Genomic DNA, 20,903 nt, shown 5'->3' with positions numbered 1-20,903 from the left:
GGGCCGCTGGAGGCGCAAGAGACTTGCGCCCTTGGGCAGGAACGCGGGCATAGCAACCCAGTAGGCGAATCCGCTCGCTCGCCGTCTGAGGGCCGGTCGGCTGCGACGATCAGCCTCTTAGTCAGGCCGTGCTTCGGCAGCGAACTGCATCCCGGGTCCGTTCAGAGCATCAGCACACGGCTCGAATCCGCCCGTTTCAGCAGCTCGGGCACGTTGGCATTCAGTCGGCGCGGCATGATCCGCGCGCTGGTAGCGTCAGGTCCGCGGACTGCAAGAGGATGCAGGATGTAACGTTGTTGATGCACCGCAACAACCTGGAGGTCTTCGATGAGCAACGAGCGCTCAACCGATCAATTCGTTCGCGACATGCTTCGCGAGATCGGTTTTCCTCGTCCGTGGGAGCAGAGTTGCTCCGACGCTCCCGCTTATATATACGAGGCGCTGGAGGGTTCATCGAAATCTGGCGGCGCGGGTCGCGGCAAGCCCGAGTTTGTCATCGAGTCCGCAGACTTCATCGTCGTGATCGAGGATAAGCCTCGCTTCGAGGACGCTGTGTTCCTTGACGACGACGGTCGCGTGGACCTCGCCCCTGCCGCCCGTGTCAGATATGCACTTAACGGCGCTGTTCATTACGCAACGGCGTTCGCAAAAAAGGCGGCCAAGAAAGTGTTCGCAGTTGGAATTGCTGGCACTGAAAATCATTACAGAATGGCGGTCGCCTTCGTAGCTCAACATACCGAGCCAAGGGTATTGGAAGACCTCGAGACGCTCACGACGTTCGCTTCGGAGAACATTAATGAGTATTATAGAGTTGCGGTCCTTGGCGAACTTCCTCGCGAGGAGAGGGAAGTGCGTGAAATTAGAAAGGTTGCTGGCGTCCTGCACGAGGGCATGCGCAACTTCGCTTCGCTCGAAAACGAAAATAAGGCCACTCTCGTTTCGGCGATTCTCCTTGCGCTTAAGTACCGACCCGAATTGCTGGAGGACCTCACGGGTGACCAGCGCAACGGGTACCGCGATGGCGAAAAGGTCTACAACGCGGCGAGGGAGTTTCTCGAGAGTCCGGACGCGGACCTTGGACCGAAGCAGAAAATCGGCATAATGCTAGACCGGTTTTCCTTTATTCGAAGGCACGTGTTGCTGAATGCTAGAAATAAGGACCTGGGCAAAACGCCGCTTCGATATTTCACAGAAATCTTGGATCACGAAGTTTTTGAGGTTGTATCCAATCCTTCGAACTCGGCATTTGACGTGCTCGGCAATTTTTACGGCGAATTCGTCAAGTATGGCGGCTCAGACGGCAACTCGCTCGGCATTGTCTTGACTCCTCACCACATCACTGACCTAATGGCCACGCTCATCGACGTGAACAGCGACGACGTGGTACTTGACCCGACAGCTGGTTCCGGCGCGTTCCTTGTAGCGGCGATGCGCCGCATGTTCGATGACGTGTCAGCTCGGTACGCTAGTGACAAAACGGTTCTCTACCAACGACTCGATGATATCAAAAGGTTTAAACTTCACGGCATTGAGCTGCAAGACAAGCTGTTTGCGGTCGGGACCACAAATATGATTCTGCGCGGGGATGGCAAAGCAAACTTCCAACGACATAACTTTTTCGACGTCACGCGCGACGACTTCTTTCCTTATAATCCCGAGCGCCCTGGGCGCTACGAGCGGTTCACCAAGGTGTTGATGAATCCGCCATATTCGCAGTCAAAAGACAAGACCACTCGACATCTTTCGGAATTGTCATTCATTGAGAAGGCTCTCTCCCACCTTGACGTCCGCGGGCGGCTTGCGGCAATTGTGCCTCAGTCCGCCATGGTGGGCAAAACCAAGGAGGACAAGGCGCTCAAGGCGAAGATAATGAGGCGCCACACCCTCGACGCCGTTTTGACGATGAACCAGGACACCTTCCACGGTGTTGGCACCCATGTAGTAATTGCGCTGTTCACGGCAGGCGTGCCACACCCGGAATCCAAGAAGACCACTTTCGTCAACTACAAGGACGATGGGTACAAGGTCCGTCAACACGTGGGTCTCGTCGACGACGGACGCGCTGCCGACCGACGTAAGCACTTGCTCGAGGTTGTCAACGACGGCGTGCCCGACGATTCGGCGTTCGTCGTTCGGTCGGAAGTGGCCGCATCCGATGAGTGGCAGCACAGTTATTTCTATTTTAACGACCAGCCGCCGACTTATGACGATCTCTTCTCAACTGTTGCCGATTATGTGACGTGGCAGGTTGATATGCACACACACGGTCGCGGACACCTTATTACGCCGACAAAATCAACTTCAGCGGAGGAGTGCAAGGGCGAATGAAAAGCTACGGTGATTTGAAGTTCGCACCCGTGCTTATAATCGACGTTTTTGAAACCATGAAGGCTTCGGCGGCATGGTTCGATAGGGTGCATTTAAAGAAGGGTGAGCCAGAGGTTCCTTACCTCAGCCAGACGCGCTCAGATAACAGCATCGCGGCAATTGTTGCCGACCAGGGTGTAGCTCCCGAGTCGGGAAACTGCATTACGGTCACACTAAAGACACAGGCAACTTTCTATCAGCCCGTCCCTTTCTACACCGCTCAAAATTTCCTGGTCTTTCGCCACCGCTCGATGAACGAAAATTCAGGTCTTTTTCTGACGACCATCATGCGTCGCGCGATGCAGAAGTTCTCGTGGGGGTACGGCGTATCCATGGAGCGTTTGAGTAAGACCCGCATAATGGCACCAGTCACGACAGATGTGACTGGCAAGCAGGTTATCGACTGGGACGGCATGTCTAGTTGTGGTGCCGAATTGATGGTGGCGGCAGCGGAATCCGCGCGGCGTGTTCAGTCAGTCGATTTCGCGAAGGCCGTTGAAGACCTTCCTGTTTTACAATACGAGCCAATGTTGATCACCGACGTTTTTGGCAGTGTAAAGGCGTCCACGGCTTGGTTCGACAAGGCGAAGCTGCATGTCGGAGATGACGACGCGTATCCGTTTGTCTCTCGCGGAAAGGCGAGTAATGGCGTAGGCGGATTCACTGCAAGGCAGGCAAGATTACCGGAGTGTGGCCAAGCTATTACGATCGGTCTCGATACGCAGACCGTCGCCTATCAGCCAGTGGCATTCTACACAAGTCAGAACATTCAGGTCTTGCGACACCCGCTTCTTGACCGTGACGCCGGTCTAGTTCTTGTTGCGTGCCTGCAAAAGCAAATGAGAAAGTTTAGCTGGGGCGGTAATGGAGCGACCCTGGGGCGACTGAAGAAGACTCGCATCATGGTGCCAGTCACGAGGGATGTTGACGGTCGGCTTCATGTCGACTGGGCTGGGATGGGCCGTTTCGGGGAGATCATCCGCGCACGCACAGTGGACGCCTCGGCAAAGGCGCTGCCGTAACGTCATCAGTTATGTGCGTGGTGGGCTCCGGCCAAGTACTGATCAGCGTGCTGGGTGCGCTGGTCGTTCGTCGGGGGCTGGCGCAGGTGGGGCGGGACCCGGCGGCTCCGCTCCTCTTTGGCGTGAGCGCTGGCGACGCCCGAGAGGTTCCAGCACCGCCCACCAGCGCCCGCCGCGCATAACGGAGCCCTCCCAGCCGCCACGACTCCATCAACTCCCGCTCAACTGCCCTCGCTCACCTATGTGAGAGCGCTCTCCCATAAACCCTTGACCTCCCCGCGCACCCGTGCGTAAGCTCGCCGCACACTCGTGAGAGCGCTCTCACGGCACGCGGACAGCATGCGTGGGAGCGCTGTCCGGAGTGCTCCCACCACCATCACGAAGGAGTGACCGTGCTTGCATCACGACGTGCCGGGGTCGCCACAGCGATCGCCGGCGCCGCCACTCTCGCCCTCCTCGTCTCCGGATGCACGTCCGGATCGGACGCGGCAGAGGGCGGGGACATCGAACTGACCGTCACCACATTCAACGCTATGGGCTTCGACGAGCTCTACGGCGAGTACGAGGACGCCCACCCGGGCACCACCATCGTCCCGAACAACATCGACACGGGCGGCAACGCACGAACCGATGCGTTCACCAAGCTCGCCGCCGGCTCCGGGCTCGCGGACGTCGTCGCCATCGAGGAGGGCTGGCTCGGCTCCGTCATGGAGGTCTCGGACCAGTTCGTCGACCTGCGCGACCACGGCATCGAGGACCGCAAAGCCGACTGGGTCGACTGGAAGTACGAGCAGGCGACCGACCCCGAGGGGCGCGTCATCGGCTACGGCACCGACATCGGACCCGAGGGCCTCTGCTACAACACGGCCGCCTTCGAGGCCGCGGGCATGCCCACCGACCGGGCCGCCGTCGCCGAGATGCTCGGCGGAGCGGACGCGACCTGGGACGACTACTTCGCCGCCGGGAAGACGTACCACGACGCCACGGGCAAGGCCTGGTTCGACCACTCCGGATTCGTCTGGAACGCGATGGTCAACCAGCTGCCCGAGGGGTATTACACCGCCGACGGAAAGCTCAACGTCGACGGCAACCCCGACCTCCAGGAGCGCTGGGGGCAGCTGACCGACGCCACCGCCTCGGGCCTCTCGGCCGCGCAAAAGGCGTGGGACTGGAACAAGGGCAAGTCGTTCACCGACGAGACCTTCGCCACCTTCGTCTGCCCGGGCTGGATGTTCGGGACGCTGAAGAGCAACGTCGAGGCCGGCGGCGGTAACGCCGAATCCACCGGCTGGGACTTCGCCGACGTCTTCCCCGGCGGCCCGGCCAACTGGGGTGGCTCGTTCCTCTCGGTTCCGACCCAGTCGAAGCACCCCGCCGAGGCGGCGGCGCTCGCGTCGTGGCTGAGCGAGCCGGAGCAGCAGCTGAAGGCGTTCGAGGCGGCCGGACCGTTCCCGAGCACCCTGGACGCGCAGAAGGAGCTTGCCTCCGCCGCCGCTCCCGACCCCGGCATGAACGACTCGCCGACCGGTGCGATCCTCGCCCAGCGCGCCGAGGGTGTCGTCGCCCAGTACAAGGGCCCGGACGACTCACTCATTCAGGAGAACGTCTTCGGACCGGTGCTGCAGAAGGTCGACCGCGGCGAGATCGACGGCACGGAGGGCTGGAACGAGGCGCTCCAGCTCCTGGGCGAACTCGTCGACTGACGCTCCCCGATCCCGGGGGTCCGGCCGCTGTCGGACCCCCGGCCCCCGTGGCGGGACCTCCACCGAGGCGCCGACGCGCCACCATCGACTCCGACTCGACCTCGAAGAGAGCGCCATGACGAGCACACTCACCCCGCCGGCCACGGCGACGCCCCCCGCGGGGAAGCGGCGCCCGGCGCCCCGACTCCCGCTGACCTTCCGTCAGCGCACGAGCCGCTTCGACGTGAAGGCCTCGCCCTACCTCTACATCTCGCCGTTCTTCCTGCTGTTCGCGCTCACGGGCGCGTTCCCGCTGGTCTACACGCTCGTGGTGTCGCTCTACGACTGGCAGCTGCTCCAGGGCCAGGGCGACTTTGTCGGATTCGCGAACTTTGCGGCGGTGCTCGGCGACCGCTTCTTCTGGAACTCGATCGTCAACACGCTGAGCATCTTTGTGCTCTCCACGATTCCGCAGCTCGCCGTCGCGCTGCTGCTCGCAGCGGCACTCGACCAGGCGCTGCGGGCGAGCACCTTCTGGCGGATGAGCGTGCTGCTGCCGTACATCGTGTCGCCGGTCGCGGTGGCGTTGATCTTCTCCAGCGTGTTCAGCGACCAGGAGGGTCTGATCAACAACCTGCTCGGCCTGGTCGGTGTCGGCCCGATCGAGTGGACGAACGACCGCCTCGCCAGCCACATCGCGATCGCGACGATGGTGAACTGGCGCTGGACCGGCTACAACGCCCTCATCCTCCTTGCCGCCATGCAGGCGGTACCGCGTGAGCTGCACGAGTCGGCCGCGATCGACGGGGCGAACGCGTTCCGCCGCTTCCGCTCGATCACGATCCCCAGCATCCGACCGACCCTGATCTTCGTGATCATCACCGCCACCATCGGCGGCCTGCAGATCTTCGCGGAGCCGCGCCTGTTCGACGTCTCGAACGCCGGTGGCATCGGCGGTTCGGACCGGCAGTTCCAGACCACCGTCCTCTATCTCTGGGAGATGGCCTTCTTCCGCCAGAACTTCGGTGAGGCGGCCGCGATCGCGTGGCTGCTGTTCCTCCTGATCGTCCTGATCGGACTGCTGAACTTCGCGATCTCGCGGCGGATCGCCTCCGTCGAGAACCGGATCGCGCGACGAACGAAGCGGCGCTCCGGCACGCGCCCCGCCTCCGCCGACGAGATCGCCGCGTCGGACCCCCTGCTCACCACCACCGGCCTCGGCCAGAACGAGAGCGAGCGATGACCGCCCCCTCCGCCGCTTTCCCGGTCCGCCGCGCCCGCGCCGGCCGCGTCGACCGGCCCGGCTTCCTCACCTACGGGCTGCTGAGCGCGTTCATCCTCGGCTCCACCTACCCGCTGTGGTGGTCGTTCGTCGTCGCGAGCGGCAGCAATGCGACCCGCAGCGAGACGTTGCCGCTGGTACCGGGCGGCAACTTCCTCGCCAACGCCGCGCAGGTACTGACGGCGATCCCGTTCTGGACGGCGCTGCTGAACAGCGTGCTCGTCTCGGGGATCATCACGCTCTCGGTCGTGTCGTTCTCCACCCTGGCCGGCTACGCCTTCGCCAAGCTGCGGTTCCGCGGGCGCGACGGGCTCATGATCGGAGTCGTCGCGACGATGGCGATCCCGACGCAGCTGGGCATCATCCCGCTGTTCATCCTGATGCGGGAGCTGGGCTGGACGGGCTCGCTCGGCGCAGTGATCGTGCCGACGCTGGTTACGGCGTTCGGCGTGTTCTTCATGCGGCAGTACCTGGTCGACGTGATCCCGGACGAGCTGATCGAGGCGGCGCGGATGGACGGGGCGAACCAGTTCCGCACGTTCCTCACCGTCGCGGTGCCGGCGGCGCGACCGGCGATGGCGATCCTCGGGCTCTTCACCTTCATGATGGCGTGGACCGACTTCCTCTGGCCGCTGATCGTGCTCAGCCCCACGAATCCGACCCTGCAGACGGCGCTCGCGCAGCTGCAGTCGGGCTACTACGTCGACTACTCGATCGTGCTCGCCGGCGCCGTGCTCTCTGTGGTCCCGCTGCTGGTGCTGTTCCTGCTCGCCGGTCGCCAGCTGATCGCGGGGATCATGAGCGGAGCGGTGAAGGGCTGACGCCGGCTCGCGTAGTTTCGGCTCGCGGAACCGTGTTCGGCTCGCAGAAATCGACGCCTTCTGCGAGCCGAGCGCGTTTCTGCGAGCCGAAGGTGCGCGGCGCCGCTCGCACCCCCTCGCACCGGGGGCGCCGCGGACGAGCCGACTCCTGCGGCCCTCGGCTAGCCTCAGAAGCACCCGCGAGGAAGGCCCGCATGACAGACGACACCGCCTCGGCGGCACCGACGCTCGAAGCCGTCGCCGCGCTCGCGGGAGTCTCCCGCGCCACGGTCAGCCGGGTCGTCAATGACTCGCCACGCGTGAAGGACGGCGCCCGCACCGCCGTGCTCGCCGCGATCGACCAGCTCGGCTACGTCCCGAACCGCGCCGCGCGCTCCCTCGCCAGCCGCCGCACGCAGACCGTCGCGCTCGTGGTGCCGGAGTCGGCGGCGAAGGTGTTCGCGGATCCGTTCCTCGCCTCGGTCGTGCAGGGGGCCGCGATGGCCTTCGTCGGTACGGAGTACACGCTCACCATCGTGATCGCGTCGGAGGCGGCGCCCGAGAAGACGCGGCGCTACCTGCTCGGCGGCAACGTCGACGGCGCGCTCGTTGTCTCGCACCACAGCGGCGACCACTCCTACGCGCAGCTCGGCGCCTCCCTCCCCGTGGTGTTCGGCGGGCGGCCGCTGACGGAGGACGGCGGCAGCTACTTCGTCGACGTCGACAACACCGGAGCGGCGCACGCCGTCACCGAGCACCTCCTGAGCCTGGGCCGCACGGCTCCTGCGATGATCGCGAGCCGCCAGGACATGCCCGCCGCCATCGATCGCCTAGCGGGCTGGCGCTCGGCCGTCACGGCCGCCGGTCTGGATGCCTCGGCCGTCGAGTACGGGGACTACTCGCCCGAGGACGGCGCCTACGCGATGCGCCGCCTCCTCGACTTCGGCCGGCCGATCGACGCGGTCTTCGCCTCCAATGACCAGATGGCGGCGGGCGCCCTGACCGCGTTGCGCGAGCGCGGCCTCACGGTGCCGGTCGATATCGCGCTCGCGGGCTTCGACGGCGACTACTTCGCCGAGGCGAGCGAGCCGCGCCTGACCACGGTGCGCCAGCCTTCCACGGGACTCGGCGAGGCGATGGCCGACGTGCTGGTGCGCCTCCTGGCCGGCGAGGAGGTCCAGCGGGTGACGCTGCTGCCGACCCAGCTGCTGATCCGCGGCTCCACGGTCGCCGGAGCGTAGGAGCAGGCGCTGAGTCGCCCGGATCGGTCGTGCTGCTCGGCGTGTCGCGGGCCGATCCGGGCGACTCAGCGACGCGGGATCGTGGCGCGGGTGGTTGTGATGCATGCGGCGGACGGGCTCTCCCCAGTGATCGGAGTTTCCAGGGCCACCGTCACCCTCGGCGGTGCCCCGCTCCGCCTCAGCTGCGCTCGCGCAGGGCAGCGCGCAGACTCCGAGAGCTGCGGAAGCCCGTGCGGTCGGCGACGTCGTCCCAGTCGAGCGGACGCGACGTGCTGTGCGCGGTCAGGCGCCGGACGACGAGCAGTCTCGCGCGCTTGATCTCGGCTCGGGGCGTGGAGCCGATGGCTGCGAACGCCTCGAAGAGCCGACGCTCCGAGATCGACACGAGGGAGGCGAGCGCTGTGACTGTCAGAGCGCGGTCGGTGCACCGCTCATGGATGATCCGCCGGGCTCTGCGGACGATATCCGCCTCCGCGTTCGAGGCCATCGCGGCGCAACGGCCCGCCTCGAGAAGCGCGCCGGCAGCCGACGCCTCCAGGGCGAGCATCCAGAGGTGCCAGGCCGGACCGGCCGCACTGAAGGCGGACAGAAAAGCGTTGCTGCTCGCGGCCAGGAAGCGCGTTGCTCCCGTGGCCGGTAGCGGGAGTGCTCCCCAGACGCCGGCGAGTCCGAAGCGCCGCTCGAAGTCCTCCCCGAGGACGATCTCGATGGTCCCCGTCGACCCGCAGGTGTCGAGCGTGGCGACCACGCTGCCCCGACGCAGGTAGCCCTCTCCCTTGCTGATCGTGAACGGTCGGGAATCGGTCGCCACAACGAGGCGGCCGTCGAGGACAAGGGTGAGCGCGAGATCCTCCGCTGTCTGACCGGGACGGGTGCGCAGCCGCGCAAACGAGTGCCAGAGTCGGGATACGGTGAGTCCACGGGAACGGACAACATCGGCGATGACCCTGCCAGACACCTGATCATCGATCACATCGAATCCGTTTGCTCTCAGCCACTGCTCAGCCGATCGACCGCTCACTCGGACTCCCCGCTCGATCAGCGGCTCGCTACTGCCTTGAGCCGTCTTTGGCTGCAATCCATGCATCCGCTCCCCTTCCCGAACCGTCTCGCGCAGTGACCCTAAGAGACGCAGATGACCACTGATCCTCGGAGGACGTTTTCCCGCGGAACACCGGACGGTAAGACGCGGAACACGGTCGCGACGGGCCACGGCACCTGCACTGTTGCGGAGCGCCTCGGCCGGGAACGGCGGGGCGCGGGACCGGGGCAGACCCCCGGTCGCCCCCCTGATCCCTCGAGGAGAGCAATGACCGACAACCACACCGACCCGACAAAGGACATCGTCCTCGGCGACGGCTGGAGCATCGACGACGCTTCCGGTACCGGCCGCCGCACGCTCGTGTCTGCCGCTGTCTGGACTGTGCCCGCCGTCGCCGCAGCGATCGCGACTCCGGCGGCGGCCGCGTCCGGGAAACCCACGACGACGACAACGAAGAAGGCCGATCTCCGTAACGCCTCCACCACCTGGAACGCGCAGGGCGGGGAAAAGGACATCCCGGCCAACAACACCTTCGGGGCCGACAAGGGCCTGGTCGTGCACGCGAAGGTGACGAACGATGGACCGGACACGGTCACCGGCATCACCGTCTGCTTCAAGTTGCCGCACTCCACCCACCAGACGAGCCGGACACGCCCGCACTACCCGGTGGCGCGCGGCGGTTGGGAGTATCTCAACGACTACCCGTTCGGCATGGACTGCTGGGTGTTCACCTTCATCAACCGCACGCTCACCCTCGCGCCGGGTGAGAGCGCGGAGGTAGACATCGATTACTGGACGACTCCCGACGCCTACCGCGTGGGGGAGAGCATCCACCCGTGGGTCGACTTCCAGATGGTCAACGGCGAAGACACGAACGAGTTCAACAATGGCGCGTTCACCAACAACGATTACCACGTCCACACCTGATCCGCGCCACCAGCGGAAGGCCCCGCCCGGAACTGGCCGGCGGGGCCTTCCGCGTTCCCTGTGCACTCCGCCGGCCGCGAAACCGGCTCCGTTCGAGCTTCCCTGCCGAGCCATCGGGACGACCGGGCCCGCCTTCGTCATGTACCGCGGAGCATCGCGGCCACCGGCCACGACCTCCGATCACCTGGAGAAGATCATGACCACCGCTACCCCCACCAGTCTCGCCGACGGCTCCTCCGTCACGCACGGCACCGCCACGACGACGATCGCCGACGGCGTGGTCGAGAAGGTCGCGGACAGTGCGGCTCGAGGGGACTCCTGCGCGCACGATCGGGGCAACGCCGCCGCCCGCGCCCTCCGTGCCGCGGTCACCGCGCAGGACCGCGGCCAGGGCATCTCCGTCGAGGTCGGCGAGGGGCAGGTTGCTGCCTCCCTCACCGTCGTGACGGCTCCCCTCACTGCCGGCCGGGCGCTCGACCCGCGGCTGGTGCGGCTCACGACGCATTCGTCCCGCACCGGATCGGCGATCGCCCTCGCCGTCCTGCTCATCCTCCTGTTCGTGTGGCTGGGCACGGAGGCGGTCCTCGCCGTCCTCGGCCGCCCCGCGCTGTTCGTGGCCCCCCAGGACGGAGCGTCGTCGCTGCTGACCGCGGCCGCTGTTCCCATCGCGCTGACCGCCGCCGCCGGTGCCGTGCTGGCTCTGGTCGGGCTCGTCTTAATCGTCGTGTCGCTCGCGTCCAACCGCCGCGAGGGGTCGCCGCCGCGATGGCGACGCTCGTCCGCTCGATCTGGCCCCGGTTCGCGGCGGCCTTCGCCAGGGTCGACCGGGCGCGGCACGCGATCCCGGGCTTTCGCCGGTATCTGGGGCGGAACGACGCTGCCGGAGTACCGCGGACGCGGGCTCTACGGCCTCGTCCGCGTCTCGACCACGCCCCGGTCCCGCCGGCGCCGGACGCACAACGAAGGCTGAGAGCCCGGATATGCACGTTTTCGGCATTCGGGCGGTCCCTCAGCCTTAGATACGAATGCCGATCAGCTCGGAGACGTGATCTCGAGCGCGATGTTGTCGGGATCGCGGAACTCGAGGATGCTCGCGCCGCCGGTGTCCTTGATCGGCTCGTGCGCGATACCGAGGTCGTCGAGCACGGCCGCGGCGGCTTTCAGCGCGTCGAGGTCGGGCACCGTGAAGCTGACGTGGTCGAGTCCGACGCGGTCCTCATCGAAGTGGTCGTCTCCCGGAGCGACGGGGCGAAGGCCCAGCAGTCCGCCCGGGAACTGGTAGATCACTCCGCCGAAGACGAAGGCCAGCGTGTCCTTCTCCTCCTGCGAGGCCTCCGCGGGCGGCGCCTCGAAGGCGACGTCGAAGCCGAAGACGGAGTCGTAGAAGGGGCGCGAGACGGCGATGTCGCGAACGGTCAGACGGACGTGGTTGTAGTCGACAACAGGGATCGGCACGGAAGTTCCTCTCGGCGGGACGAGCCGGAGTGCCCGTCTCCAGGGGTTCGGAGACGGCCCGGCGCCGGTTCGGGGCTGGCGCCGACGCCGGGGATCGAGTAGCGCCGGCGCGTCAGTCCAGCTCGGTCGGCCGCGCCGGCTCGGCCAGCAGCGCGCGCGCTGCCATCCCGATCACCGCGCTGTAGGTGGGGTAGGCGAAGCGGACGCTCGCGAGGGTCGCGAGATCGACTCCGGCTGCCATCGCCGTGGTCACCGACTGGACGACCTCGATCGCGTTCTCGCCGACCGCGTGCGCGCCGAGCAGCAGCTCGCGGCGCCGGTCCGCGATCAGGGTGAGGAATCCGCTCTCGCGGTCGTCGATGACGGCGCGGTCCAGGTCCGAGAACGGCACCGAGGCGACGACGCACTGCGGGTCGCGCTCGCGGGCCTGCTCCTGCGTGAAGCCGACCCCCGCGTAGTCCGGGTCCGTGAATCCGCCGGCCGGCAGGAGGAACTGGGGGGTGCGCCGGTTCGCACCGAGTACCGCGTTCTCGGCCGCCGCCTCCGCCTCGAACTGCGCCGCCTGCACGAGCATGTCGCGTCCGTTCGCGTCACCGACCGCGAAGATGTGCGGCACGACGGTGCGGAAGTACTGGTCGGCGGGGACCGCCGAGCGGACGACCTCGATACCCGCCTTTTCGAGCCCCAGATCCTCGACGTCGGCGGGCCAGCCGGTGGCCATGATCACCACGTCGACCTCGGCGGTGCGTGACTCCTCGCTCTCGCGCCACTGGATCGCGAGCGCCCCGTCGCCCTGCCGCTCGAGCCCCGAGACCGTCTCGATTCCGGTGTGCACGCGCACGCCCTGGCGCGCGAAGGCGCCGGAGACATGCTCGGAGATGCTGGAGTCGGAGGTCATCAGGATCCTCGGTGCCACGTCGAGCAGCGTCACCTCCGAGCCGAAGGCGTTGAACACCGTGACGAGCTGAGCGCCCGTGTTGCCGCCGCCGATCACCGCGACGCGGCGGGGCAGCTCGGTCAGGCCGAGCACGTCCTCCGGCACGGTCGCCAGCTCGGCGCCCGGGATCGGCAGCCGCCGCGAGTGCCCGCCGACGCAGATCAGGATGGAGCGCGCGCGGATCCGCCGACCGCTGTCGAGCACGAGGGTGCTCTCGTCGACGAAGCGGGCGCGGCCCTCGTGGATCAGGTCGACCCCCGCCTCCTCGAACCGCTGCGCCTCGCGCTTGATCGAGCGCACCAGGTCGACCCGCTCGTGCACGTGGCGCACGGTCGCCGCCCAGTCGAGGGTCGGCGTTCCGACGTCGATCCCGTAGTCGCCGGCGGAGCGGGTCTCGCGCATCATCCGAGCCGTCTTCGCGAGGACGCGGGTGGGCACGCAGCCCGTGTTGACGCAAGTGCCGCCGACGCGCGCGGCCTCGAGCACGACGACGCGCGCTCCGAGCTCGGCGGCGCGGAGGGCGGCGGCCGTCCCCGCCGGTCCTGCGCCGATGACGGCGACGTCGTACTCGGCCTGCTCGGGAATGCTGTCGGGCACGGGGACCTCCGGTTCTGGGTGTCCCACGATCCTGCCGGGCCTCGCGACTAGACACCCGGTCTTGACAGGCCCCGCGCCCCGGGCGATCGCTGTCCGCGCCCTGCCGGGACCGCTCCCGCCGCCCGTGAGCAGTTCACCTGCGGCCTGCACGTGCACGTCGGCGTCGCGTCGCCGGAGGAGGGGATCGCGGTGCTCGACCGGCTGCGCGCTCTCCTCGCGCTGAGCACCAACTCCCCTCTGAACTCCGGGGTCGACACCGGATTCGCCAGCTGGCGCTACCAGTCGTGGGGGCGCTGGCCGACGGCCGGACCGGTCGGGATCTGGGGCGACCTGGCGCAGTGCACGCCGAAGACTCCGCGCTGATCGGCGTCCAGATCCGGGCGCTCACTGAGACCGCGGTCCGCGACGAGAGCGTCGGAGTCCCGCCCGTGCCGCTGCCGACTCCGGTGATTGCCGTCTCCTCCTGGCTGGCGAGCCGCCACGGCACGACCGGTGACCTGATCGATCCAGTCGAGAGCTGCCCGGCTCCCGCCTCCACGGTGCTGACGCGCCTGCTCGATCACGCGGGACGGGCGCTGGCGGAGGCGGGCGACGAGGAGGTCGCAGCGCGCGGCGTCGAGCGAGTCCTGGCGCGCGGCACGGGGGCCGAGCGGCAGCGTGCGGTGTGGGCGCGAACGGGCGCGGCGGCTGCGGTGATCGCGGACGCGGCGGAGGCGACGCGGGCGTAGCGGCTCAGGGTTCGGCCGGCGGCGTTTCCGGCTCAGGAGTCTCGGGCACCAGCTGGTAGCCGCCCTCGATCGTTCCGTCCGGGCGGAGCAGGATCTGCGTGTAGACGGGGGGCGCCGCCACGGAGGGTTGTGCCGCTGACGCGCAGCGGCTCCCCGGCGAAGAACGCCTCCGAGCCGGTGCAGCCGGCGAAGAAGGACTCGTCCGGGCGCTGCACCGCGAGGCAGACCGTGGTCCCGTTCGGCTCCGTGATCAGCAGGCGATCGTTCTCCGCGGTGTCAAACCCGGAACCATAGATGACGGCCTCCCTGGCGAGCAGGGCGAGGCCCGGCGGGACGTCGGTGGTCGGCTGCCAGCCCTCGACGAGCGTGGCGAAGCGGTCGGCGGGGTCCACGGACGCGGTCGGCGCGGTCACGGGATCGGGCGGCGGCGGGAGGAGAAGCGCGATGGGGATGATCGCGCCGACCGCGGCTCCACCGATGATCGCGCCGGCGAGTACGAGGCGGCGGCGAGGGTGCTGTGTGCGGGGGGCCCGCTGGTCGGAGTGCACGGTGCGCGACGGAGGAGTCGCGGGGATCGGGAGTGCAGTCGCGGACAGCGGGAGCGCAGTCGCGGGCTGCGGTGGGTCCTCCGTCACAGGTTCCTCAGTGCGCGCGGCGGCGGGATGGGTGGCCGGCCGCGTCGCTTGCGAAGGGACGTCCTCCTCCGCGTTCAGTTCGCCGAGCCGGCGCAGCGCCACGCCACGCTCGTCCCGGTCGGCGCCGTCGTCGCGGGGTCGGGCCGACAGGATCCGCTCGAGATCCCGGCGCTCGTCGTCCTCGGCCTGCACCCCGCCAGTATGGCGGCGCGGACGCCGAAACGGTCCGATGCCTCCCGAGGCGCCGCGTTGTCGGCGGTGTCTCGGCGGCAGCGGGCCGTCTCGGTGCGGGCGTCAGCCCGACGGGTTCTCGACCGGGTCGCCCTCGGGGTCGGTGGCCGTCTCGGGGTCGACGTGCTCGGGATCGGTGGTCTGCGGGTCCTCGGGAGTGTTCTTCTCGGTCATCGGATCCTCCTTGTCGCTGGATGCGGAACGTGCGGACATCGTTCACGCTACGGCGCACGTCGCGGCCACCGCGCCCGGTTGACTCCGCCGCCTGCGCTGCGCAACGAAGGCTGGGGGCGCCGCAACGGCTCCGGGGAGCGCTCCAGCCCGCTCCTGACCTTGGTTGCGCACTGCGTTGCGCTGTCCCCGCCGACGCTCGTGCCAGCCACGCGCCTCCGCCGCAAGGCCTGGCAGCGCTCTCACGCGAATTCGTACGCTGAGCCCACCCGAGTCGAGGAGCTGCAGCGCCACATGATCCGCACCACCGTGACCATCGAGGGCAAGACCTACGGTCTGTCCCAGGGGACCGACGTCGATGATCTGAAGCGGTCGGCGACCGGAGCGACGCAGGCCGGAGGGGGCCTGATCGACTTCGTGATCGTCGGGAACCGCCAGGTCAGCGTCCTGATCTCGACGGGTGTGCCGGTGATCTTCGAGGAGCTGGAGGTCCCGAACGACGAGCGTGACACTGGCGATGTCCGCCAGCCGTGGGACGACATCGACTACCTCGACTGATCCGCTTCTCCCGCTCGCATTCCCGGTGCCACGTCGCGCTACTCCTCCCGCTCGCGCGGTGTCGGTCCGCTCGCCGAAGGGTCGCCTGAGGCAGGTTCGTTCCGAGACGGTTCGCCCTGGTCCAGCTCGCCTGCGACCAGCGTGCGGGCGGCTGCGGAGAGTGCCGAGCGGATGCGCTCCGCGGGCTGGCACAGCATCGCCGCGATCGCGTCGATGTCGTGTCCGCCCGTGTGCCGGAGCAGCCAGGCCTGGCGTTCGAGCGTCGGCAGCGCGTGGAGGCGCCGGTGGAAGCCGGTGCGCAGCAGATCGTCCTCGCGGATCACGGGCTCGGCTTGCTCCGGCCGTTCGATTGCGGACCCGGTGCGCCGCACGCTCGCGCGTCCGACCTCGGCGCGCATCAGGTCGAGCGCGCTGGAGTCCTCGAGTCCCCGTGGTCGCTCGCTGCGGACGGTCGCCGCGGCACGACGGAGTGCGGCGCTGGCCGCGGCATCCGAGAGGGTCAGGCGGTAGGCGTAGGCGTAGAGGCCGAGGACGCGGTTCTCGAGTGCGCGGCCCGCGGGGAGCTCCTCCTGCTGCTGCGACGGCGACCTGCGGATGGCGGCGACCGGTCTGTCGTAGGTGGTCACGGTGACTCCTCGGCTCCGCGCGCTCCCGGCCGGGTATCGCGTCGGAGGCGATGCTAGAGAGCTGAGAACGATCGTTCTACCCTTGACATTCTCGATTCCGTGTCGACAGAGCGCGGGAAAGCGCTTTCCCTACTGTCGTCTGGAAAAGGTGGAGCGCTCTCACTCCCGAGCCGAGAGCACGCAGAACTCGTTGCCCTCGGGGTCTGCCAGGACGACCCACGATCGCTCGCCCTGCCCCACGTCGGCCCGCGTCGCGCCGAGCCCCATCAGTCGCGCCACCTCCGCCTCCTGGTCGTCCGGCACGAAATCCAAGTGCAGCCGGTTTTTCACGGCCTTGCGCTCGGGCACGTCGAGGAACAGCAGGCTCGGACCGCGACCCGACGGAGCGAGCAGCTCGATGCCGTCCTCGTCCTCGTCGACGACGTCCCAGCCGAGCGCCTCCTGCCACCAGTGCCCCACGGCGCGGAAGTCGGTGCAGTCGACGATGATCTCTTCGAGTCGCAGGCTCATGCCCCGACGCTAACCGGCGCGGGCAGGGTCGGGGAAGTGCGTCCCGGTAGATCTCCGCGCGGTCGTGGCCTCCACCTGTCGGAGCCGGATGTCGGCGCCGGAGGTCCGTGCCGCTTCGGCACGACCGCTGGCGGTCACGGCGGCGGCGCGGCATCCTCGACGCGGGCGTCCCTGCGCCCGGAGACGAGGATCCGCATGAGTACCGCACGAGAGCACTGGGAGGCGCGCTACGCCGACTCCGATCGCATCTGGTCGGGCAGGCCGAACGCGACGCTGGTCGGGCTGGTCGGTTCGCTGCCGCCGGGGCGCGCCCTCGATCTCGGTGCGGGCGAGGGAGCGGATGCGCTGTGGCTCGCATCGCTGGGCTGGAGCGTGACCGGGCTCGATCTCTCCGAGACGGCGCTGGATCGGGCGCGCGAGGCCGCGACCGCGCAGGGCGTCAGCGTGGACTTCGTACAGGCCGACCTCGCCGGCGAGTGGCCGGTGGAGGGGCGGTTCGATCTGGTCACGGCGAGCTTTCTGCACTCGATGGTCGAGTTCCCGCGGATCGACGTGCTGCGGCAGGCCGCGGGCGTCGTCGCGCCGGGTGGTCGCCTCGCCGTCGTCTCGCACGCCGCACCGCCGCCGTGGGCGAGCAACGACGAGCATCAGCACGGAGTGATGCGCCTCGCCGGCCCCGGGGAGGAACTCGCCGAGCTCGCCCTCGACCCCTCGGAGTGGACCGCTCAGGTCGTCGAGACGCGGGAGCGCGCGGCGACCGCCCCGGACGGCACTGCGGCGGTGCTCCTGGACGGTGTGCTCCTCCTGCAGCGCCGCGCCTGACGGCGGGCCGGACACACCCCTGGCACCTCTCCGGCCCCCGACGCGTTTTCGCTTGCACGACCGACGGTGCGTGTTCCGCGGCCATGGGGTCGTTGCGCATCGCCGGTCGAAGCCGAGATCGTCACGCTCGACGGTCATCGTCGCCACATGCTAGGTCCAAAGGAGTGAGTCACTCCAGTTACTCGGGGCTCCCGTATGAGAGATCGGAACAAGCTGCACGGACGGGTACGCGCGCAAGACAGAGGGTAGAACTCGCGGGTTTCCGACCTTTCGATGCTTGAGAATCTGCTGAATGAGGCTGAGCTGGCCGAACGTGCGAGTGAACGGCCCAGCCGTGTCGAGCGCTGGGTGGAGACCAGGGGAAGGAAGGCGGGGCGCTGGAAGTACGCGGTTAAAGAGGCGTCCGTGGTGAGCGCAGATGTTGCGGACGATACCGAGAGACCTCAGCCATGACTCCAGCTGAGGGGCGCTGAGACCATATAGGCCTGCTATGACGTCTTGCACATGGCGAGGTGAGAAGCCGAACAGCCGCGTCATTGCTCCCCAGTCGAAAATTTCAACCGCCGCCCAGGTTGGCAGCGAGCCGGCGTATTCATTTTTGTGATGATTCACAAAATCTTCTCGAGAGCGCTCCAATTCCTTCGTATAATTACTCAGCCAGTCTTTGTACGCTTGGCCCTGTGCTCTCGAGCTCAGGAGCCGAGGATTCAGATGTGCCGTCTCGTGGATGCGACCGAGCTCATGTCCGAGAAGGGCCCTTGTATTCAATTCAATGTGAGAAAGCTGAGCGAATGCCATCGCCCGCAAGGTGGCGTCGAAGCGGTAAAGAGCGACCACGTCGGCGAGGGTGGTGCCAGGGTAGAACTGATCGAGGCGCGAGGTGCCGGCGAGCCGGCGAAAGGGGTACCAATACCCACTGAGGCGGTAATAGCTTGAGGTTGTGAGTGTCTCAATCGCCTCGTCGACGTCGCCCACGTCCATGCCTCGTGCGGAAAGAAGTGCGACTTGATCGCGGTAAGACTTGAACGTCTTGATCGGCGTCGGCAAGGTACCCCACACAGAGTGAAGACCGGCCCTGGACCTATGTATTAGGCGGAACCGGTCGTAATGATGGCCACTGTACACCGCGTGGAACGTCCGAGCAAGCGGCCGGGTCACCTGAAGGCAGGGACCATGAGACGAGCCAGCGGCAGCCCGCGCCTCCTCGAGGGAGATGCCGCGTCGGGCGTTGGAGCGGTGTCGCGGAGAGGGCGGAGTGGAGGATCCAGGGCGGGCTCGTCTTCGACAACTCCCTCGCCTGCCCGCCGCCGCGGCAGCTCGGACTAGCGTGATCCCCGTCCCCCGACCCCGCAGGAGGCGCCGTGCCGCTCGATCCGTACCTCGCCGCCCGGCTGCCGCTTCTGGACGGTCTCGCGTATCCGCTCGACGCCGAGCAGGCCGCCCGAATGGCCGCGTTCGAGGAGGATCCCGGGCCGTGGTCGCTGCCCGGCGGGATCGTCGTCAGCACGGAGGTGGCGGCCGGCCCGCACGGACCGGTTCCGCTGCGCGTGTACTCGCCCACCGCGCCCGAGCGAGCGCTGCTCTGGGTCCACGGGGGAGGATTCGCCGCCGGCAGCATCGACATGCGCGAGTCGCACGTCGTCGCGGCGGAGCTCGCTGCCCGCGCTCAGGCCCGCGTCGCCTCCGTCGACTACCGGCTCGCCGGCGCCGACATCCGCTATCCCGTTCCGCTGGACGACGTGCACGCGGCCTGGCGTCACCTCCGCGGGAGGACCCGCGAGGCGCAGCCGGTCGCGATCGGCGGCGCGAGTGCGGGCGCGGCGCTGGCTCTCGGCGCGGTCCTGCGCGAGCGCGACTCCGGTGCGTGCCTGCCCGATCACGTGCTCCTGGCCTACCCGTTCGCGCACTTCCCCACCCCCTCCCTCGACGACGCGGTCGCGGCCGAGCTGCGCCTGCTTCCGCCGATCCTCCGCTTTCCCCCGTCGAGCATCGAGAGCATGGTGCGCACCTACATCGGGCGGATCTCGGACCTGCCCGCCGAGGCGCTCCCCGGATCCGCGCCGCTGGCCGGGTTGCCCCCGGTCACGGTCCTCGTGAACGAGTGCGACGAGCTGCGCGGGTCGGCCGAGCTGCTCCTGCGCCAGCTCGCGGAGGCGGGCGTCGCCGTGACCGGGCACCTCGCCGCGGGGATGCCCCACGGCCACCTCAACCGGACTCCGGCGCTGCTCGAGGTCGACCGGTCGCTGCACCTCTTCGCCGCTCAGCTGCGCGCGATGGGCTGAGGCGCCCCACTCCGTTCAGGCCCGGTCGTGCAGGGTGATGTGGTAGCCGTCCGGGTCGACGAACGTGAAGGTACGGCCGAACGGGCCGTCGATCGGAGCCGCGACGACGGCCTGCCCGTCAGCGACGAGTGCGTCGTGGATCTCTTGCACGCCGGTCGCGTGCAGCCAGATCGCGGTGCCGACGCCGGGCCGGGAGGTGGAGTCGAGGTCGGTGCCGGGTGCGAGGTCGCGCAGGGCGAACGCGATCGGCGTGGTCGTGAAGACGACGGCGTGCGGCGGACCTGCGGGCGAGCGGACGAGGCCGAGGTAGTGCTCGTAGAACGCTTGCGAGGCGTCGAGATCGCGGACCTGGAGCGAGACGAAGTCGGGGCCGGTGACGGGCATAGGTTCCTCCTGGGCTTGTGTCAGATTTCTGACACGAGAAAGCGTATGTCAGGCTGTTGACATGAGTCAAGGCGGCATCGACCTCGAGACCTCGCTCGGCTACCTGCTCAAGGAGGCGTCGAGCGCCCTCCGCGCGGCGATGGAGGCGGTCCTCCGTCCGCTCGGGATGACCGTCACCCACTACTCCTGCCTCGAGCTGCTCGCCCAGCGCCCCGGCCTCTCCAACTCCGAGCTCGCCCGCGGCGCTTTCGTGACCCGGCAGTCGATGAACGTGCTCCTCCGGACCCTCGAGCGCGAGGGCATCGTTACGCGGCCCGACGCGGCTCCGGTCGGCAAGGTGCTGCCGACGCGGCTCACCGAGCGCGGACGCCGCAGCCTGGCCGAGGCCTCCGCCGTTGTCCGCGGGGTCGAGCTGCGGATGCTGGAGGGGCTCGCGGAGCAGGAGCGCGAGACCGCGGCGCGGCTGCTCCGCGGGATGATCCGGTCGTTGCGGGCGGGGGAGGGAAGCGCGACGCAGAAGTGATGCTGGGCGTCGACTCAGGTCGCCCACGGGCACCACACGGCGGCCGCGCCCGCGTTCACCGGCGTCGTCTATTCTCGCGGT

22 protein-coding genes and 1 pseudogene are annotated in these 20,903 nt (G+C 67.9%); 14 read left to right on the top strand and 9 right to left on the bottom strand.

Features of this window, described 5'->3' with window-relative positions; all coding sequences use genetic code 11:
- Window positions 1–161: 161 nt before the first annotated feature.
- Complete coding sequence (locus tag A6122_RS17160) at window positions 162–335, bottom strand: hypothetical protein (RefSeq protein WP_208855031.1); 174 nt, start codon at window positions 333–335, stop codon at window positions 162–164.
- On the opposite strand from A6122_RS17160, the gene A6122_RS15105 reads away from it, so the two are divergent.
- From A6122_RS15105 to A6122_RS15080, 6 genes are all read left to right on the top strand, one after another.
- The gene (locus A6122_RS15105) at window positions 328–2,328 is read left to right on the top strand and encodes an HsdM family class I SAM-dependent methyltransferase (RefSeq protein WP_068256654.1); all 2,001 of its coding nucleotides are present in this window, start codon (window positions 328–330) and stop codon (window positions 2,326–2,328) included. The genes A6122_RS17160 and A6122_RS15105 overlap by 8 nt on opposite strands.
- Complete coding sequence (locus A6122_RS15100; protein ID WP_068256650.1) at window positions 2,325–3,389, top strand: restriction endonuclease subunit S; 1,065 nt, start codon at window positions 2,325–2,327, stop codon at window positions 3,387–3,389. Before A6122_RS15105 ends, A6122_RS15100 begins: the two co-directional genes overlap by 4 nt.
- A gap of 392 nt (window positions 3,390–3,781) precedes the next feature.
- Window positions 3,782–5,092, top strand: a complete 1,311-nt coding sequence (locus tag A6122_RS15095) for an ABC transporter substrate-binding protein (protein WP_068256648.1) — start codon at window positions 3,782–3,784, stop codon at window positions 5,090–5,092.
- A gap of 115 nt (window positions 5,093–5,207) precedes the next feature.
- On the top strand, window positions 5,208–6,314 hold the full coding sequence (locus tag A6122_RS15090) for a carbohydrate ABC transporter permease (protein WP_068256641.1): 1,107 nt from the start codon (window positions 5,208–5,210) through the stop codon (window positions 6,312–6,314).
- Window positions 6,311–7,174 (top strand): carbohydrate ABC transporter permease, encoded by an 864-nt coding sequence (locus A6122_RS15085; RefSeq protein WP_068256638.1) that lies wholly within the window; start codon window positions 6,311–6,313, stop codon window positions 7,172–7,174. The genes A6122_RS15090 and A6122_RS15085 overlap by 4 nt, the downstream gene beginning before the upstream one ends.
- A 194-nt stretch (window positions 7,175–7,368) precedes the next feature.
- On the top strand, window positions 7,369–8,394 hold the full coding sequence (locus A6122_RS15080; RefSeq protein ID WP_068256636.1) for a LacI family DNA-binding transcriptional regulator: 1,026 nt from the start codon (window positions 7,369–7,371) through the stop codon (window positions 8,392–8,394).
- Between the two features lie 178 nt (window positions 8,395–8,572).
- Here the strand turns inward: A6122_RS15080 and A6122_RS15075 are convergent, their stop codons facing one another.
- Window positions 8,573–9,367 carry a helix-turn-helix domain-containing protein gene (locus A6122_RS15075; protein WP_068256634.1) on the bottom strand — a complete coding sequence of 265 codons (795 nt, stop codon included), beginning with the start codon at window positions 9,365–9,367 and terminating at the stop codon, window positions 8,573–8,575.
- 336 nt (window positions 9,368–9,703) lie between these two features.
- Here A6122_RS15075 and A6122_RS15070 point away from each other — a divergent pair, with 336 nt between their 5' ends.
- Both A6122_RS15070 and A6122_RS15065 read left to right on the top strand, forming a co-directional pair.
- Window positions 9,704–10,363, top strand: coding sequence for a hypothetical protein (locus A6122_RS15070; RefSeq protein WP_068256631.1), 660 nt, complete (start codon window positions 9,704–9,706; stop codon window positions 10,361–10,363).
- A gap of 196 nt (window positions 10,364–10,559) precedes the next feature.
- On the top strand, window positions 10,560–11,333 hold the full coding sequence (locus A6122_RS15065; RefSeq protein WP_146076789.1) for an Asp23/Gls24 family envelope stress response protein: 774 nt from the start codon (window positions 10,560–10,562) through the stop codon (window positions 11,331–11,333).
- Window positions 11,334–11,395: 62 nt separating this feature from the next.
- On the opposite strand, the gene A6122_RS15060 is transcribed toward A6122_RS15065, so the two are convergent.
- The gene (locus A6122_RS15060; protein WP_068256626.1) at window positions 11,396–11,818 is read right to left on the bottom strand and encodes a VOC family protein; all 423 of its coding nucleotides are present in this window, start codon (window positions 11,816–11,818) and stop codon (window positions 11,396–11,398) included.
- A gap of 112 nt (window positions 11,819–11,930) precedes the next feature.
- Window positions 11,931–13,352 carry a dihydrolipoyl dehydrogenase family protein gene (locus A6122_RS15055; protein ID WP_237358209.1) on the bottom strand — a complete coding sequence of 474 codons (1,422 nt, stop codon included), beginning with the start codon at window positions 13,350–13,352 and terminating at the stop codon, window positions 11,931–11,933.
- Window positions 13,353–13,484: 132 nt separating this feature from the next.
- Between A6122_RS15055 and A6122_RS15050 the strand changes: the two are divergent.
- Both A6122_RS15050 and A6122_RS15045 read left to right on the top strand, forming a co-directional pair.
- Window positions 13,485–13,715 (top strand): annotated as a pseudogene (locus tag A6122_RS15050) (glutamate-cysteine ligase family protein); the annotation flags it as partial.
- The gene (locus A6122_RS15045) at window positions 13,691–14,080 is read left to right on the top strand and encodes a glutamate--cysteine ligase family protein (protein ID WP_068256621.1); all 390 of its coding nucleotides are present in this window, start codon (window positions 13,691–13,693) and stop codon (window positions 14,078–14,080) included. The pseudogene A6122_RS15050 and the gene A6122_RS15045, both read left to right, overlap by 25 nt.
- Before the next feature lie 32 nt (window positions 14,081–14,112).
- On the opposite strand, the gene A6122_RS15040 is transcribed toward A6122_RS15045, so the two are convergent.
- A complete protein-coding gene (locus tag A6122_RS15040) occupies window positions 14,113–14,907 on the bottom strand; it encodes a hypothetical protein (RefSeq protein WP_068256618.1) in 795 nt (264 codons plus the stop codon).
- 504 nt (window positions 14,908–15,411) lie between these two features.
- Between A6122_RS15040 and A6122_RS15035 the strand changes: the two genes are divergently transcribed.
- Entirely contained in the window at window positions 15,412–15,675 is a 264-nt protein-coding gene (locus tag A6122_RS15035) for a hypothetical protein (RefSeq protein ID WP_068257742.1), read from the top strand.
- 38 nt (window positions 15,676–15,713) lie between these two features.
- Here A6122_RS15035 and A6122_RS15030 read toward each other — a convergent pair whose 3' ends face one another.
- Window positions 15,714–16,301 carry a hypothetical protein gene (locus tag A6122_RS15030; protein ID WP_068256617.1) on the bottom strand — a complete coding sequence of 196 codons (588 nt, stop codon included), beginning with the start codon at window positions 16,299–16,301 and terminating at the stop codon, window positions 15,714–15,716.
- 159 nt (window positions 16,302–16,460) lie between these two features.
- Complete coding sequence (locus A6122_RS15025; protein WP_068256615.1) at window positions 16,461–16,811, bottom strand: VOC family protein; 351 nt, start codon at window positions 16,809–16,811, stop codon at window positions 16,461–16,463.
- A gap of 195 nt (window positions 16,812–17,006) precedes the next feature.
- On the opposite strand from A6122_RS15025, the gene A6122_RS15020 reads away from it, so the two are divergent.
- Window positions 17,007–17,633, top strand: coding sequence for a class I SAM-dependent methyltransferase (locus A6122_RS15020; protein ID WP_068256612.1), 627 nt, complete (start codon window positions 17,007–17,009; stop codon window positions 17,631–17,633).
- A gap of 150 nt (window positions 17,634–17,783) precedes the next feature.
- Here the strand turns inward: A6122_RS15020 and A6122_RS16195 are convergent, their stop codons facing one another.
- Window positions 17,784–18,614 (bottom strand): Abi family protein, encoded by an 831-nt coding sequence (locus A6122_RS16195; RefSeq protein ID WP_084416112.1) that lies wholly within the window; start codon window positions 18,612–18,614, stop codon window positions 17,784–17,786.
- 380 nt (window positions 18,615–18,994) lie between these two features.
- Here A6122_RS16195 and A6122_RS15015 point away from each other — a divergent pair, with 380 nt between their 5' ends.
- A complete protein-coding gene (locus A6122_RS15015) occupies window positions 18,995–19,915 on the top strand; it encodes an alpha/beta hydrolase (RefSeq protein WP_068256610.1) in 921 nt (306 codons plus the stop codon).
- Window positions 19,916–19,930: 15 nt separating this feature from the next.
- Here A6122_RS15015 and A6122_RS15010 read toward each other — a convergent pair whose 3' ends face one another.
- Window positions 19,931–20,299 (bottom strand): VOC family protein, encoded by a 369-nt coding sequence (locus tag A6122_RS15010; protein WP_068256608.1) that lies wholly within the window; start codon window positions 20,297–20,299, stop codon window positions 19,931–19,933.
- 61 nt (window positions 20,300–20,360) lie between these two features.
- Between A6122_RS15010 and A6122_RS15005 the strand changes: the two genes are divergently transcribed.
- Window positions 20,361–20,822: a MarR family winged helix-turn-helix transcriptional regulator gene (locus A6122_RS15005; protein WP_068256605.1), complete on the top strand. Its 462-nt coding sequence runs from the start codon at window positions 20,361–20,363 to the stop codon at window positions 20,820–20,822.
- Window positions 20,823–20,903 lie beyond the last annotated feature (81 nt).

It is taken from the genome of Rathayibacter tritici (assembly GCF_001641005.1).
GTDB classification, from domain to species: domain Bacteria; phylum Actinomycetota; class Actinomycetes; order Actinomycetales; family Microbacteriaceae; genus Rathayibacter; species Rathayibacter tritici.
Note: the sequence above shows the minus strand (reverse complement) of the source record. Positions and strands in the feature narration are given on the sequence as shown.

Coding starts and splice junctions, on each gene's coding strand:
- A6122_RS15080 (WP_068256636.1), top strand. CDS start 7,369: ATGACAGACGACACCGCCTCGGCGGCACCGACGCTCGAAGCCGTCGCC.
- A6122_RS15105 (WP_068256654.1), top strand. CDS start 328: ATGAGCAACGAGCGCTCAACCGATCAATTCGTTCGCGACATGCTTCGC.
- A6122_RS15005 (WP_068256605.1), top strand. CDS start 20,361: ATGAGTCAAGGCGGCATCGACCTCGAGACCTCGCTCGGCTACCTGCTC.
- A6122_RS16195 (WP_084416112.1), bottom strand. CDS start 18,614: ATGGACGTGGGCGACGTCGACGAGGCGATTGAGACACTCACAACCTCA.
- A6122_RS15065 (WP_146076789.1), top strand. CDS start 10,560: ATGACCACCGCTACCCCCACCAGTCTCGCCGACGGCTCCTCCGTCACG.
- A6122_RS15035 (WP_068257742.1), top strand. CDS start 15,412: ATGATCCGCACCACCGTGACCATCGAGGGCAAGACCTACGGTCTGTCC.
- A6122_RS15020 (WP_068256612.1), top strand. CDS start 17,007: ATGAGTACCGCACGAGAGCACTGGGAGGCGCGCTACGCCGACTCCGAT.
- A6122_RS15010 (WP_068256608.1), bottom strand. CDS start 20,299: ATGCCCGTCACCGGCCCCGACTTCGTCTCGCTCCAGGTCCGCGATCTC.
- A6122_RS15070 (WP_068256631.1), top strand. CDS start 9,704: ATGACCGACAACCACACCGACCCGACAAAGGACATCGTCCTCGGCGAC.
- A6122_RS15090 (WP_068256641.1), top strand. CDS start 5,208: ATGACGAGCACACTCACCCCGCCGGCCACGGCGACGCCCCCCGCGGGG.
- A6122_RS15025 (WP_068256615.1), bottom strand. CDS start 16,811: ATGAGCCTGCGACTCGAAGAGATCATCGTCGACTGCACCGACTTCCGC.
- A6122_RS15100 (WP_068256650.1), top strand. CDS start 2,325: ATGAAAAGCTACGGTGATTTGAAGTTCGCACCCGTGCTTATAATCGAC.
- A6122_RS15085 (WP_068256638.1), top strand. CDS start 6,311: ATGACCGCCCCCTCCGCCGCTTTCCCGGTCCGCCGCGCCCGCGCCGGC.